Genomic DNA, 13817 nt, shown 5'->3' on the forward strand with positions numbered 1-13817 from the left:
ATAAAATCAAACTCACCCGATAAGAAAAGCGTCCACTTGAATGGTTTGCACAGATCACACCATCTGTAAAAGCCAGAACAAAATAAACAACATCATTAACAATGATGAAATTTTAAAACATCAAAACACCCATAATAAACCTATGCATACCGGAGAAAAATCATGTCAAGAATACCACATCAATTAACCATGGCCGTTATTATCGCTAACCGGGGGTTCTTCCCCGGATACGTCGTCAATGAGGCGCGCGAGCAGATTATTGAGGTGTTTATTCAGCACGATATCAATCCGGTAATGCTCGATGAAACCCAGACCCGCTACGGTGGCGTTGAAACACGTGCAGAAGCCAAAATATGTGCAGCATGGTTACGCGCTCGTCGTGACGATATTCATGGCGTGGTGGTATTGCTTCCCAATTTTGGCGATGAAAAAGCCGTTTCAGAAGCATTACGTCTTTCCGGACTTAATGTTCCTGTGTTAATTCAGGCCCAGCCAGACCGCCTGGACAAGATGCATCTCGCCAGTCGGCGAGACAGTTTTTGCGGCAAAATCTCCCTGTGTAATAACCTGCGTCAATATGACATTCCCTTCACCTTAACCACCCAGCACGTGAGTGACTTAGCGGGTGAATCTTTTGCCCGGGATATAAGCCGGTTTAAGCAGGTTTGCCGGGTGGTCAGCAGCATGCGCGGCGCGCGAGTGGGCGCAATTGGTGCGCGTCCTGCTGGTTTTAATACCGTTCGCTACAGTGAAAAATTACTTGAAAGGCTGGGCATCGCCGTGGAAACCCTGGATTTATCGGAGGTGTTCAGCAGAATGAAACGGTTAGGCGACAGCGATATTCGTGTCGATGAGAAGCGCCGCCTGCTGCTGGATAATGCGCATGTCAGCACGATGGCTTCAGATAAAATCACCCTCATGGCAAAGTTGTTCGTGGTCATCGCTGAATGGGTTATAGCTGAAGACATTGATGCCACCGCCATCCAGTGCTGGACCTCATTGCAGGAAACTCTCGGTATTAACGCGTGCTCTGTGATGAGCGTGATGTCCGGTCAGTTACTGCCCAGCGCCTGTGAAGTCGATGTGATGGGCGCATTATCCATGTATGCCCTTGCCAGTTGCAGCCTGAGTCCGGCCTCCATTGCCGACTGGAATAATAACTACGGCGACGATCCAGACAAATGTGTGCTGTTTCACTGTGGCAACTTTGCCACAGCCTCTTTGGAGGACGCCACAATGGGCACCGCCAATATTATTGGTCATCGCGTCGGCAACGAAAATACCTGCGGTGCCGTTCATGGCAGAAGTAAAACTGGCAACATCACCTTCTTCCGACTGAGCTCAGACGATCTGAGGGGAGAAATTAAAGCCTATGTGGGTGAAGGCGTCGCCGTGAACGATCCGCTAGATACCGTTGGCTGTCGTGCGGTCATTGAAGTGCCGCAGCTGGAACGCTTGCTGGCGTGGATTTGCCGTAACGGCTTCGAGCATCACGTAGCCTTTAACCACGCATCCTGCGCAGAAGCTTTGCATGAAGCCTTTACCCGCTATTTGCAGGTTGGGACGCATTTTCATTGCCAATAAGGTTGATGTTAAATCAAGGCGGTTTGGTACATTCACCGATGAGCCCCTTCATTTCTGGTAAGAATCTGATGGGGCCGGTTTAAAATATATTCACGATGAAAAGACCAAAATTATGGCTATCGCTTTCTCCTCTCCTACCTGTCTGCCCGGGCCAGGTAAGTCACTATTATGAAGACAATATTTTAACCAAGAGGCTCTACGCTATTGAAGTTAACAGCTCAAAAGCGACAAAAGTAAAAGCAGAACAGTAGAAATAATGAATCCAGTTTGTCGGGCTATTCCAGCCTTAACAACGGCGTATACCGAGACATATCTCTGAAGGTACAAAACTCAGGCGCACCCAGCGTCATCACCGGCGCAACCCGCATCAGCTTTTCCAGATATACGGCTCTTAAAATCTGCAGCAGGCGCAACTCCTCATCGTTCGGTTTATTGATGAGATAAGAGACACTGACATGAAATTCGTAGACATCATGATTATTTCGTTTGCAGTTAAGCGTGCGGCTGAGCGCATCTCTGAGCGACCGTATTTTGCGCTCTTCCGCCCTGTCCAACGGCGCCAGCGACAGCGAGACGCCACGTTTTAAGGCAATGGCTCCAATGCGCATCTGCAAAGGTAACGAGGGCATGAGCCTGAAATTTGCCAGCTTCGCCGCGAACAGGCGGTCGCACTCTTCCATCGACGCATCAAGATTCAGGTCTTGTGGCCAGGCCGGATAGTGCCGTGCCCGGTCATTGGCACCGTTAAACACCGTCATATGGTAGCTCGACTGCGGCAGAAATGCGTAACAACGCCCCAGCCCTGCGGCTTTCATTGCATCAACCATTTCGCCAGTCACACGGACGATTTCACTGTCCTGTTCGAGATGACAAATCAGCGTGTTGCCTCTGAATGGCAGTACCTCACCTTTGGCGTTAAATTTTTCACCGATGGCATTTTCTATCCATCCTTCCTGCTCCAGCACTTCTGACATGATTCAGGCTCCCGCGCGCTCGAGATGGCTTTCCTGAGACGATTACTCTCTAAGCTGGCATAACCAGGCGATATGATGACGTGCTTCAGGAACGCTCTTTGTGACTGCCGAACCACAGCATAAAGCATGATTGTGACCGTTATCAGGCAGCAGGAGCGATGGAAAATCAGGACAGCGGGCTGGCTTTAATACAGAACAGGCAAAAAAGACATCCGAATGCGTTTTATGAAGCCATCATGGGCACAAAGCAGATAATTAACAGGTTGGTTTCTTACCGCTGTCGGGTTTGAGCCTGGCCTTTTTTAACCAGGCGTTGTGCCCCGTCGCCTGCGGATATCCGCAAGCGGGCTATTTTTTCCGTAACAGAAAAACAGCAATGGCGGTAAGCACGCCCATCAGTGGCATAGCGATCGCGCCCGAGAAGAAGTCGTGATGATCTTTTTGATTGCTTCGGCGAATATCAGCAAAGCGGTTAAGTGCCCGATGCTTGTCAGTTGCACTCACCTCTTCGAATTGCTTTTTATAGCCCTTATCTTCTAACTGAGAACCACCGTCCGCATCATGTCTTTCCAGCACGACGGTGTGGTGACCTTTTTGATAGAAACAGTAATCTGGCATTTTGCGCTTCGCCTGAAAGAAGAGGAGAAATGACTCTATCCTGCTGCGGTTGAGGTTGTAAATACCTCTCCCCCCTCACGCTTCAGCCACCAGCCTGATGGGTTACACATTATGCGCTGATACCGAATGATGCCCACTGTTGAAGGAATTACCAGACTGGGCATTTATGGTCTGAAAATGCGCTCCGCCAGGGTTGTCTCTGTGCATGCCGGCTACTGGCTTATCGGATATCAATCTGGTGGTCGCGGTTTGCTGACTGTTGGCTTCACCAGCCTGACTCGATTGCTCCCCTGTCATCCTGTTGTCAGCCTTCGCGATAACAGATTTCACTGAACCGTCAGAAGGCATATAGAGCGCCTGCTGCAGGATAGTTTCATTTTGTGACAGGTTCTCATCCACCTGCGCCAGCTGACGACGCAGGACGTTAAGCTTTACAGATGTGGCTAGCGGTATTTGAAGCTGTTGGTCGTTCAAAACGTTTAACTGCTGGCGGGCACCATACTGTTGCTGTAACAGCGCACGGTACTGGCTTTCATAGCCCCATACCGTCGATTGCTCCTGCTCAAACTGAAGCGTGGAGATGTATCCTTTTGCTAACAGCGGTCGCCAAGTGTTGACCAGCTTCTGAGCCATACCCATTTGCGCCGATTCAATTTTAATCTGGTCCGCCAGTTGCTCAAGTTGACCATTCAGCATGGCCTGCTGGAAGCGGCTGTCGCTGACCTGTTGCAGAGCAAGCTGCTGGGTGTGATCGATGTCCTGCAGCAGACTGCTCTGCTCAAGCTTCAACTGCGCACTGACGAGCCGAATTTTTTCCGCAGCTAACCGGGTCTGGGCTGAGGCAAGTTCAAGCGAAGCGGCGGTCAGCGCGGGCTGGCCCTGGCTGTTCTGCCCCTGCTTAACCGTGCCGCCTGCAGGCGCATTGAAGGCCACAGGTTGTGGCTGCGCGGCCTGTCTGGCGGCTGACGGGCGCACGTGAAGCGGATGGCTTTGAACGAAATAAATGACGGTTATTGTCCCAACAACGAGTGAAACCAGGTTCCGGCGAAGCAACAGTGCCAACGGGGACAGGGTTTCACCGCACTCAGCGCCGGATGATTCAACGATCTGTTTCTTAAAAAATGGGTTTTCCATTTTTATACCTTCAATAATGACGTAGGGATATTACCGGGCAAGGCGCCATGTAACAGATGTTTTGTGAGTGCGGTTAATTCAAGGCTAATCGGGTAACGGATTCCCCTCTGCGCTTAACATCCCATTTCCTTGTGCCGTTTTAAAACAGAAGAACATTTCCAGTCGTTACCTTTTGCAAGCGAGTTTCAATCTTTCGGGTTTGCTGTGTCAGAGAACGGCTTTGACTGCATATGAAGGGACGTTTTACGGCGCTGACAGAAAAAGCGGGGGATGTCACCAGGCTCGCTGGGGCCAAAAGCTGGCCCCAGCGAGCAAACAGCACTCAGCAGTTCGGTTACGTCAGAAACGTACCGGCGCGCGTTTTATTTAACAAGATAAAGGTCCTTGGTGTAATAGAAACCCAGATGCGATGGGGCATAGCCGCCGACCTTTGGACTGACCATCTTGTTGAGCGCACCATAGAAAACCGGAATAACCGGCGCATCTTTTGCAATAATGTCGCTGGCTTTCTGGTAATCCTGGGTTACGGCGTTTGGATCGGTATCCATTCCCGCGGCTTTTACTGCCGCATCAAACGCTGTGCTGGCATAACCTGAGCTATTCTGACTGTCGCCACTGCGGAAGGTATTTAAAAAAGTAGAGGGCTCACTGTAGTCACCAATCCAGGTGTAGCGCACCAGATCATATTGCCTCTGATGCATGGTATCCAGCATGGTTTTCCATTCCTGATTTTGCAGCGTGACCTTCGCACCTAACGTTTTACCCCACATGGAAGCAGCGGCAATCGCGATACGTTGGTTATCCTGATTGGTGTTGTAGAGCAGGGTAAAACTCAGAGGATGGCTGGCTGAAAAACCGGCTTCGCTGAGTAACGCCTGAGCTTTTTTGATGCGCTGCGCCTGCGTCCAGCCCGCCCAGTCAGGCGGAGACAGTTTGACGTCCCCCATTGATAATGGCACAACGGTATAAGCCGGTTTCTGTCCCATGCCGATAACCTTATCGGCGATGATGCCTTTATCCAGCGCCAGGTCCAGCGCCTGACGCACGCGGACATCGGTAAAGGGTGCCTTGTGCGTATTTATCTGGAAATAGAACACGCTATAAATAGAGGTGCTGTGTACTTCTTTGGGCCGCTCTTTTTTCATTCGAGGGAAATCAATGGCGGGAATGCTGTCCGTAATGGTAATGCCGCCGGCCAGGTAGCGGTTAAGCTCGGCAGAAACATCATTAATCGGTAAAAACGTTACGCGATTAATTAGGGTATGCGCGTTATCCCAATAGCGATCGTTACGGTTCAGCGTGATTTTTTCATTAACTACCCACTGATCCAGTTTATAGGCACCGCTGCTGACCATGTTGCCCGGCCGGGTCCAGGCCTCACCAAACTTTTTAACGTTATTTTCGCTGACCGGAAACAGGGAAGGATGGGCAACAAACTGCAAAAAATAGGACACCGGCTGATCCAGCGTCACCTGCACGGTGTGCGCGTCTAAGGCTTTAACGCCCAGGCTGTCAGGCGGGCTTTTACCGCCCGTCACCGCATCAGCGTTAAGGATATGCGCATAGTTAGCAAAGGATGCATAAGGCGATGCCGTTTTGGGATCGGTCAGACGACGCCAGCTGAAGACAACATCTTCAGCTGTCAGCGGCGATCCGTCTGACCATGTCAGGTCAGGACGAAGATGGAAGGTCCAGACTTTGTTGTCGGCCGTTTCCCACGAAGCAGCCAGTCCCGGTATGACTTTGCCCTCTGGATCAGTCCGCACCAGCCCTTCAAACAGGTCGTTAATAACTGAAAAGGCATCGTTGGTTTCAGCTTTATCAACATCCAGGGTAGCAGGCTCGGCTCCATTGCCCCGCACGATCTCCTGCACGGGAGCCAATGTCACACCATTGGGTACGTTTGCCCCAAAGGCCGCCGTCGAGCACGATAACCCCGTGATTATTACAGACAACCCCATACGGGCAACATATAAACGGCTTACCGACATTCGTCCAACTCCTTTCGCATTGTTTTAAGGTGACTTCACCCCATCAGCACTGCAATTAACAGGCCAGAGATAAGGGTAAGCGCCACGCCAGCCTGCACCCGATCTGAGACTAAAACCGCGTTGTATTGCACAGTTCTGATGCAAGGAGCCGGCGTATCCGCTCAAAAACAGCGCCGCTGTAATCTGCATATGTTCATTTTCAGCTATCAGACATAACGATGTTGCCTGCGTGAATAACTGTCGTGGTTCGTTTATCAGGGAAGCGAGAATATTCGGAAAGGTGTTCTCAGAATTAAACGCGTGCGACAAGGCCAGAACATGGGGCTGCGACCGGTTTTCGCTGCTGAACGCCCCGATTAACGGAACTTTTACGCTATCCTGCCGGGTCTTTTTCATCTGCCACACACTTGTACAAGCAGGGCTTGATATAGTCATTCCTGTTAATCAGGAGCCTGTATGAAAAAAGTGATTCTGTTCGTTATCGCGTTAGCAAGTGTTTCTGCCCTGTCGGGATGCGTCTGGCCATTCTGGGGCCCCGGAGGCGGCGGCCCGGGACATATGGGCCCTGGCGGCGGCGGTGGGCCTGGCGGCGGTCCACACAGGTAACACATGATGGCCTCACCAGGAGGCCATTGTTTGCATCGCGATCAGGATTATTCTGACATTACATTTACGCCCACTCTCTGCGCATGCCTTTACTGGAGATTCGCCGCTTTTCATGACAAACTTGAGCACATCTTAAGGATAGGGAATCTGCACGATGTCAGGCTCAAACATCGCTTGTCTGTTTACCGAAGGCCAAATCACACTGCCTGATGATTATCAGGACCGCACGGTTAACGCTTTCACCGCCTCTGATGCCACTGCTCCCGCTTTTAATATTTCACGCGATACGCTTAACGAGGGTGAAACGCTGCCTGCGTACATCGACCGTCAGCTCACGCTAATGCAAAAACACATAAAGGGATGGAAACAGACCGAACGTAGCGCTGCGGTATTGGGTGACGCGCTGCTACAGGGTGAATGCGTACACGCCAGTTTTCTGCGTGACGGTAAACGTATCTGGCAACAGCAGTCGGTCTTCACGCCCGATGGTCACAAAGTACTGGTCTTTACCATGACCTCTACGTCCGCCATTGGTGACGCGGACAGCGAACAGTTTCAGGCACTGCTTAAAAGTTTTCGTTTTAACGCTTAACGACAAGGGCAATTATCATGTTTGAAGCTGCACGCCTCGGCGATGATATCGGTCACTCTCATGCCCTGGCGGGCATGATTGCAGGCACTATCGTCGGTGGACTGATCGCTGCGGCGGGCGGTATTGCTGCGGGTGCATTGATGATTGCCGGGATAGGCGCCTCCTGCCTTGGCGTGGGCGTATTGCTGGTTGGACTCAGTATCGGCGTGGGTTACCTTACTGGCGAACTGGCCACCGCCGCGCGAGACGGAATAGCGGATGCTGGGGCGGCCAGCATGACCCCAAAGGGCAAGATTACCACCGGTTCGCCCAACGTCTTTATTAACAGTAAACCCGCCGCCATGGCCACCAACAGCATAGTGGCCTGCAAGGACGATGGTCCGCAGCAGATGGCGGAAGGCTCCTCCCGGGTGTATATCAACGGCCTGCCTGCATCACGCATCGACGATCGCACCACCTGCGATGCCAAAGTGATGACGGGCTCTGACAACGTCTATATCGGCGGCGAGCCTGAACAAACGCTGCCTATCCAACCTGAAGTGCCCGAATGGGTTTATAAAGCCTCCGATCTTACCCTGCTGTTTGCCGGACTGGCCGGTGGCGTGGGCGGTGCGGCTGGCAAGGTCGGCGCGCTGGGTAAATTACTGAGCAAGATTCCCGGCATCAATAAAATCGCCCGGGTGGCCTGCCGTGCTGGTGCCTTGATGACCGGTGTGGCGGCTGCAGGTATTCTTGCCCGTCCCGTTGATATCGTAAGCGGCCAGAAGTTTCTTAGCGGCGATGATGAACTGGATTTTGTGCTGCCCTCCCGGCTGCCGCTACGCTGGCAGCGCTACTGGCGCAGCGGTAATCCCGGCGACAGCGTATTAGGCCGTGGCTGGAACCTGTTCTGGGAAACACGGCTGGAACGCTACCAGGATGGGCTGGTCTGGCGTGCGCCCTCCGGCGATTACGTCTCTTTTCCTCTGGTGCCCAAAGGCCAGCGTACCTACTGCGAAGCGGAGAAACGCTGGCTGGAACATCATCGGGACGACAGTTGGTCATTGTATGACATCAGCGGTGAGCGCTGGCATTTTATGCCCCTGCGCGATGATGCCCCTTCTCTTCCCCTCTGCCTGACCGAGCCCTGCGGCAATGAGATTCAGTTCGACTGGAACCCCGATCACACATTGGCTGCGCTGACAGACAGTGCCGGTCAGCGCGTAACCTGCCGCTATGCGAATAACCGGCTCGCAGGTGCCTGGCTGGATGACGATATTTGTCTGGTCAGTTACGCTTACGATGATATCGGCCAACTCGTTACGGTAACGGGCCGGGGCGGTAGCGTGCGCCGACGCTTCCAGTGGCGCGATGGCCTGATGGTGGCCCATGAAGATATGAATGGCCTGCTAAGTGAGTATCGCTGGCAGGAGATCGATGGCCTCCCAAGAGTGGTAGCCTTCCGTCACAGCGGCGGCGAGCAGCTGGATTTTGAGTACGATTTTGATAATGGCATCCGACGCGCGCGACGTGATGACGGCGTTGAAGCTCACTGGCTCATTGACGATGACGATCATGTCGCCCGCTTCACCGACTTCGACGGCCGCCAGACCATGCTGGTTTACCGCGCAGGCGAGTTGTGCGATGTGATTATGCCCGGCGGCGCCATGCGCTGCAGCAACTGGGACCGCTATGGTCGCATGACGCAGGAGATCGATCCGGTCGGACGTCGAACCACTTATCACTGGTTCCGCATGACTGACCGTGTGATCCGTACGGACTATCCCGATCTGAGCGCGACTCAGGCGGCTTACGATCTTAATGTTCGCCTGCTGACTGAAACCGATGCGCTCAATAACGTCACCACCTATCACTACCCTGATGACACAGAACTGCTGCCAGACAGCATCACCGATGCAACGGGCGGCGTGGTGAAGCTGGAATGGAACCGACAAGGGCTGCTGACGCAGCGCACCGACTGCTCTGGCAGCGTAACGACGTTTAGCTACGACCGATTTGGCCAGCTTGTTCGCAGCGTGGATGCTGAAGGTCATGTCACCCAGCGCGAGTGGAATGACAAGGGACAACTCTGCGCCATTATCCATCCAGACGGCAGCCGGGAAACCCTGCACTGGAACACCCAGGGGCAGCTCAGTGCGTGGCGCGATCCGCTGGAAACCGAAGTCCGCTGGACCTATAACGCACTCGGATTACCGGTGAGCCTGACGGACCGCATTGGTCGCACGCGTCGCTGGCATTACGATGCCCGTGGTAATCTGCTGCGGCTGGAAAACGGCAACGGCGGTGACTATCGCTTTACCTGCGATCCGCTCGGCCGTCCATTGAGTGAGATCCGGCCCGATAAGACCTCACGCAATATGGAATGGAATGCTCGTGGCTTTCTCATTGGTTTACAGGAAAATGGCCAGCCCGCTAATGACGGTGGCATAGCTCGACGCTGGCAGCGCTTTAGCTACGACGACAGCGGCTTGATTACCCAGCGCTCAACGCAGCATGCTGAATACCACTACCGGCGTCATCGTAGCGGTCAACTTGCCAGCCTGGTTCGCACGCCGACCAGTGACGGAATGGCGCTTGGTATCGAAGACGATGAAATCGCCTTTACCTATGACGTCGCAGGTCAGCTGTTAACAGAAGCCGGTATAAACGGGAAACTGGATTACGAATGGGATGCGCTGGGCAACCTCACCCATCTGACCCTGCCGGGTGAACAGCAACTTGCCTGGTTGCACTATGGCTCTGGCCACGTCAGCGCGATTCGCTTTAATCAGCAACTGGTCAGTGAATTTACCCGCGACCGCCTGCATCGGGAAATTTTCCGCAGTCAGGGCGCGCGTGAGCAGGCGCGTCAGTACGACAGCCTTGGCAGGCGCACGATGCAGCGCAGTGAATTGCATAGCGAGGTGGTGCTACCGGAAAAAGCCATTCTGGAACGCGCTTTCCGCTATTCGGCACGCAGTGAACTGGAGTCTGTCAGTGATACGCTGCGCGGCGACATTATCTATGGTTACGATGATGAAGGCCGCCTGCTGAAGCACTATGAAGCCAGACAGGGCCATAGCACCTCGCATTTTGCTTATGATAATGCGGACAACCTGGCGGCAAACGACGATGCACTGCACGCGTTGCCAGTTACCGACAACCGTCTGCATCACTGGCAGAACCTGTTTATGAAGTACGATGACTGGGGCAACCTGGTCAGTCGACGCAGCGGCCTGCATGAGCAGCATTTTACCTATGACGCCGAAAACCGACTCATCAGCGCCAAAGGCAATGGCCCGGACGGCGGGTTTACCGCGCATTATCATTATGATGCGCTGGGCAGGCGCACCCGCAAAGTGGTCAGCACCCAGCACGATCGTAAAGAAGTCCGTTTTCTGTGGCAGGGCTATCGCCTGTTACAGGAGCAGCATGAAAACGGCCAGTGCCAGACCTACGTGTACGATCCCAACGAGGCCTGGAGCCCGCTGGCGCGCATCGACCATATGGCAGCAGGCGAACGGGGCGATGTGTTGTGGTTCAATACCGATCTCAACGGGGCACCGCTAGAGGTAACCGATGAACGGGGCGATATCCGCTGGAGCGGTCAGTACGGCAGCTTTGGCGAGGTACGCCGACAGACGGAGGGCTTTACCCGGCTGGCAAAACAGTCTGCCCTGCCCCATCAGCCGCTGCGCTATGCGGGCCAGTATGCGGACAGCGAAACCGGTCTGCATTACAATCTGTTCCGCTATTACGATCCGCAGGTGGGAAGGTTCACGGTTCAGGACCCGATAGGGCTGGAAGGCGGCTGGAACCTGTATCAGTATGCGCCGAACCCTCTTAAGTGGATTGACCCTTTAGGCTTGGCATTTGGGACTGGCAAAGGAACACATACTGCAAATGCTACACTCTATGATAATGAAGGTAGAATTAAAGCTCAGGGCGTTTGGCAAAGTGGGAATATGACCCCCGAAGAAAAGGCTCTTGGTTTTCCACAAAGTTCACTAGCGACACACACTGAAGCCCGCATTACAAGGGAGTTAGATCAGATTGCCTCTCCTGGCGACAAGCTGGTTATTGATGGACAATATCCTCCATGTACTTCATGTCGTGGAAAAATGAATACTTTTAAAGTGAATACAGGTGCAGACGTTGTATATAACTGGCCAACTGACGAAGGTGATAAGCACACATGGTCAGCATCAGGTAAAAAATCGACTAAAGCAAAAAGCTGTTCTGGCTAAGGATGATTATGAATATGACTAAAAAAATTGATGCTATTTGTATTAGCTGTACAAATGAAGATGATGTACTCACTGTAGCTGTTGGGGATGATTACAACGATCCTAAAAATTATTTCATTATTGGGAGATTTGATGAAGATGATCTTACAGTCGATGAATGTATAGGTTTTCAAAGTGACTCCACTGAATATGAAATTGCTGATGCTATCGAAAAAGTCGAGCTTGATGATGAAAATTTAATTGTTTATCTTAACGATAATGCTGCGTTAAAAGCAGGGGCTAAGCAGTACTTAGCTGTACTAAAAAATGCCAAAGAAATAAATAATCTTAAACATTTTTTAAAAAAAATATTTGAAGACAGCAGTATTGATATAATAATAAAAAATTAAATTCAAAATGGCTTGCTCTGTTCCTGGTTATCATTCAAATGCATAACCTAGGGCAAGCCTCAACTTATAAATTAAATAACTTCTTAATAAGCAATTGTCGTGTTATGGCTTCAATGTTAAATGAACACCTTTAAGTTTTTATTAAACTTCAAAGCCAATAAAAATGACATTCCCTGACGCTCAAGAAAATTATATTTTAAAATAGATTTAATCCGCATGAGATCTAGATTGAAATAGTTTAATTCATAGAAGGATTTTTTGAAAACAACAATAAATATAGAGCCTAATAATTTCTCAGCTAGATAAGGTAGAGATATTATATATGACATCTATTATCTTTTACAGAGGCAGCAGGAGAACCGTCAGCTTCAGACCTATGTATACGATCCCAACAAGGCCCGGAGCCCGCTGGCGCGCATTGATCATATGTCAGTGGGTGGCCGGGCCGATATGTTGTGGTTTAACACCGATATTAACGGTGCGCCGCTAGAGGTGACCGATGAACGGGGCGATATTCGCTGGAGCGGTCAGTAAGGCAGCTTTGGCGAGGTGCGCCGACAGACAAAGGGCTTTACCCGGCTGGCAAAACAGTCTGCCCTGCCCCATCAGCCCTGCGCTATGCGGGCCAGTATGCTGACAGCGAAACCGGTCTGCATTACAATCTGTTCCGCTATTACGATCCCCTGGTGGGACGGTTTACGGTTCAGGATCCGATAGGGCTGGAAGGCGGCTGGAACCTTTATCAGTATGCGCCGAACCCGCTGAGTTGGATCGACCCGTTGGGGTTGAATAAGTGTAGCGCTCCAAATGGCTATAAAACTGGCGATGTCGATCCTCACGGAAAATTATCTCCGGGAATCAATCGCTCAGCAGGGCATACAAATAGTAAAGCTGATGGTTTTGTACAAAGTCATCATCCTGTTCAAGATGCCTGAGCCAAGAAAAGGATTAGTGGTTATCAAAGAAATTCTGTGCCTGCAACTTTATTAAAATCATCATCTGGTAGCCCGCATGCTGCTATCAGTGCTGCACAGCGCGCCCGAAGAGCTACGACGGGTGGCTGGGATACAACCCTGAGGCAAGAATTTAATATTAGCTATAAAGAAATGTTAGATGCTGGCGTGCCCACTAATCAGGCCCGTAAATCTCTCAGTGATGCATTTAAATATTTTGACGGACTCAGAGAAGGTAATATGAGCAATCCATTTTTTGATATTTAATATGCTGCCGCTTGAAAAAAATAGGTGAATTGTTATGAATAAAGATGAAATTTTAGATGGGCTTAAGGTTGCTGAGAGCAGTCTCAATATCAAACTTACAAATAAATACAAACAGTTCTCATCTGAGGAAATAAAAGATACGGATACTTATGAGATCCAGACCCCTCAGGGAGATACTGTATATCTTTATAATTATAAAGACATTGTAGAACGAAACGAAACATACACTATACAAGATGTTGAGCCAGATTATTTATTAATAGGTCAGGATGGTGACCTTGGTTATTTTATAAATGTGAAAGACAATAGTGAACTGGTCTATAGCTTAGATCTGGGTGCTCTTGGAAGTCTGGATATGGATGAAGAAGCTAAAGATATTTATAAGTTAAGTGCCTAATCCAAATTAACTATGATTAAAATAAGCCGGAAGCGATCTTTACGATCCTTCCGGCTTTTTTATTTTAGCTGCCTGACTGTGCCTCA

The 13817-nt window shown here is 51.1% G+C and carries 11 protein-coding genes and 1 pseudogene; 8 read left to right on the forward strand and 4 right to left on the reverse strand.

The window, feature by feature from the left end:
• The first annotated feature begins 162 nt into the window (after nucleotides 1-162).
• On the forward strand, nucleotides 163-1584 hold the full coding sequence (locus tag P9J57_RS15055; RefSeq protein ID WP_014593130.1) for an L-fucose/L-arabinose isomerase family protein: 1422 nt from the start codon (nucleotides 163-165) through the stop codon (nucleotides 1582-1584).
• A gap of 275 nt (nucleotides 1585-1859) precedes the next feature.
• Here P9J57_RS15055 and P9J57_RS15060 read toward each other — a convergent pair whose 3' ends face one another.
• The 4 genes from P9J57_RS15060 to P9J57_RS15075 form a co-directional block, all read right to left on the reverse strand.
• A complete protein-coding gene (locus P9J57_RS15060; RefSeq protein WP_072404232.1) occupies nucleotides 1860-2558 on the reverse strand; it encodes a DUF1868 domain-containing protein in 699 nt (232 codons plus the stop codon).
• 348 nt (nucleotides 2559-2906) lie between these two features.
• The gene (locus tag P9J57_RS15065) at nucleotides 2907-3176 is read right to left on the reverse strand and encodes a hypothetical protein (protein WP_264418851.1); all 270 of its coding nucleotides are present in this window, start codon (nucleotides 3174-3176) and stop codon (nucleotides 2907-2909) included.
• Nucleotides 3177-3278: 102 nt separating this feature from the next.
• Nucleotides 3279-4310, reverse strand: a complete 1032-nt coding sequence (locus P9J57_RS15070) for an HlyD family secretion protein (RefSeq protein WP_042676410.1) — start codon at nucleotides 4308-4310, stop codon at nucleotides 3279-3281.
• 362 nt (nucleotides 4311-4672) lie between these two features.
• Complete coding sequence (locus P9J57_RS15075; protein ID WP_210509440.1) at nucleotides 4673-6301, reverse strand: ABC transporter substrate-binding protein; 1629 nt, start codon at nucleotides 6299-6301, stop codon at nucleotides 4673-4675.
• Between the two features lie 456 nt (nucleotides 6302-6757).
• Between P9J57_RS15075 and P9J57_RS15080 the strand changes: the two genes are divergently transcribed.
• From P9J57_RS15080 to P9J57_RS15110, 7 genes and pseudogenes are all read left to right on the forward strand, one after another.
• On the forward strand, nucleotides 6758-6907 hold the full coding sequence (locus tag P9J57_RS15080) for a lipoprotein (protein WP_015700797.1): 150 nt from the start codon (nucleotides 6758-6760) through the stop codon (nucleotides 6905-6907).
• Between the two features lie 154 nt (nucleotides 6908-7061).
• Nucleotides 7062-7499 carry a DcrB-related protein gene (locus P9J57_RS15085; RefSeq protein WP_013024967.1) on the forward strand — a complete coding sequence of 146 codons (438 nt, stop codon included), beginning with the start codon at nucleotides 7062-7064 and terminating at the stop codon, nucleotides 7497-7499.
• A gap of 17 nt (nucleotides 7500-7516) precedes the next feature.
• Nucleotides 7517-11725: an RHS repeat-associated core domain-containing protein gene (locus P9J57_RS15090; protein ID WP_483279277.1), complete on the forward strand. Its 4209-nt coding sequence runs from the start codon at nucleotides 7517-7519 to the stop codon at nucleotides 11723-11725.
• Between the two features lie 8 nt (nucleotides 11726-11733).
• Nucleotides 11734-12114, forward strand: a complete 381-nt coding sequence (locus tag P9J57_RS15095; protein WP_019105960.1) for an Imm10 family immunity protein — start codon at nucleotides 11734-11736, stop codon at nucleotides 12112-12114.
• A 330-nt stretch (nucleotides 12115-12444) separates the two neighbouring features.
• Nucleotides 12445-12914 (forward strand): annotated as a pseudogene (locus tag P9J57_RS15100) (RHS repeat-associated core domain-containing protein); the annotation flags it as partial.
• Between the two features lie 171 nt (nucleotides 12915-13085).
• Nucleotides 13086-13334, forward strand: coding sequence for a hypothetical protein (locus P9J57_RS15105; protein WP_162176187.1), 249 nt, complete (start codon nucleotides 13086-13088; stop codon nucleotides 13332-13334).
• 34 nt (nucleotides 13335-13368) lie between these two features.
• Nucleotides 13369-13731, forward strand: coding sequence for a hypothetical protein (locus tag P9J57_RS15110; protein ID WP_028714914.1), 363 nt, complete (start codon nucleotides 13369-13371; stop codon nucleotides 13729-13731).
• The last annotated feature ends 86 nt before the right edge of the window (nucleotides 13732-13817 follow it).

The sequence above is a fragment of the Pantoea sp. nfd-35 genome, assembly GCF_056892255.1.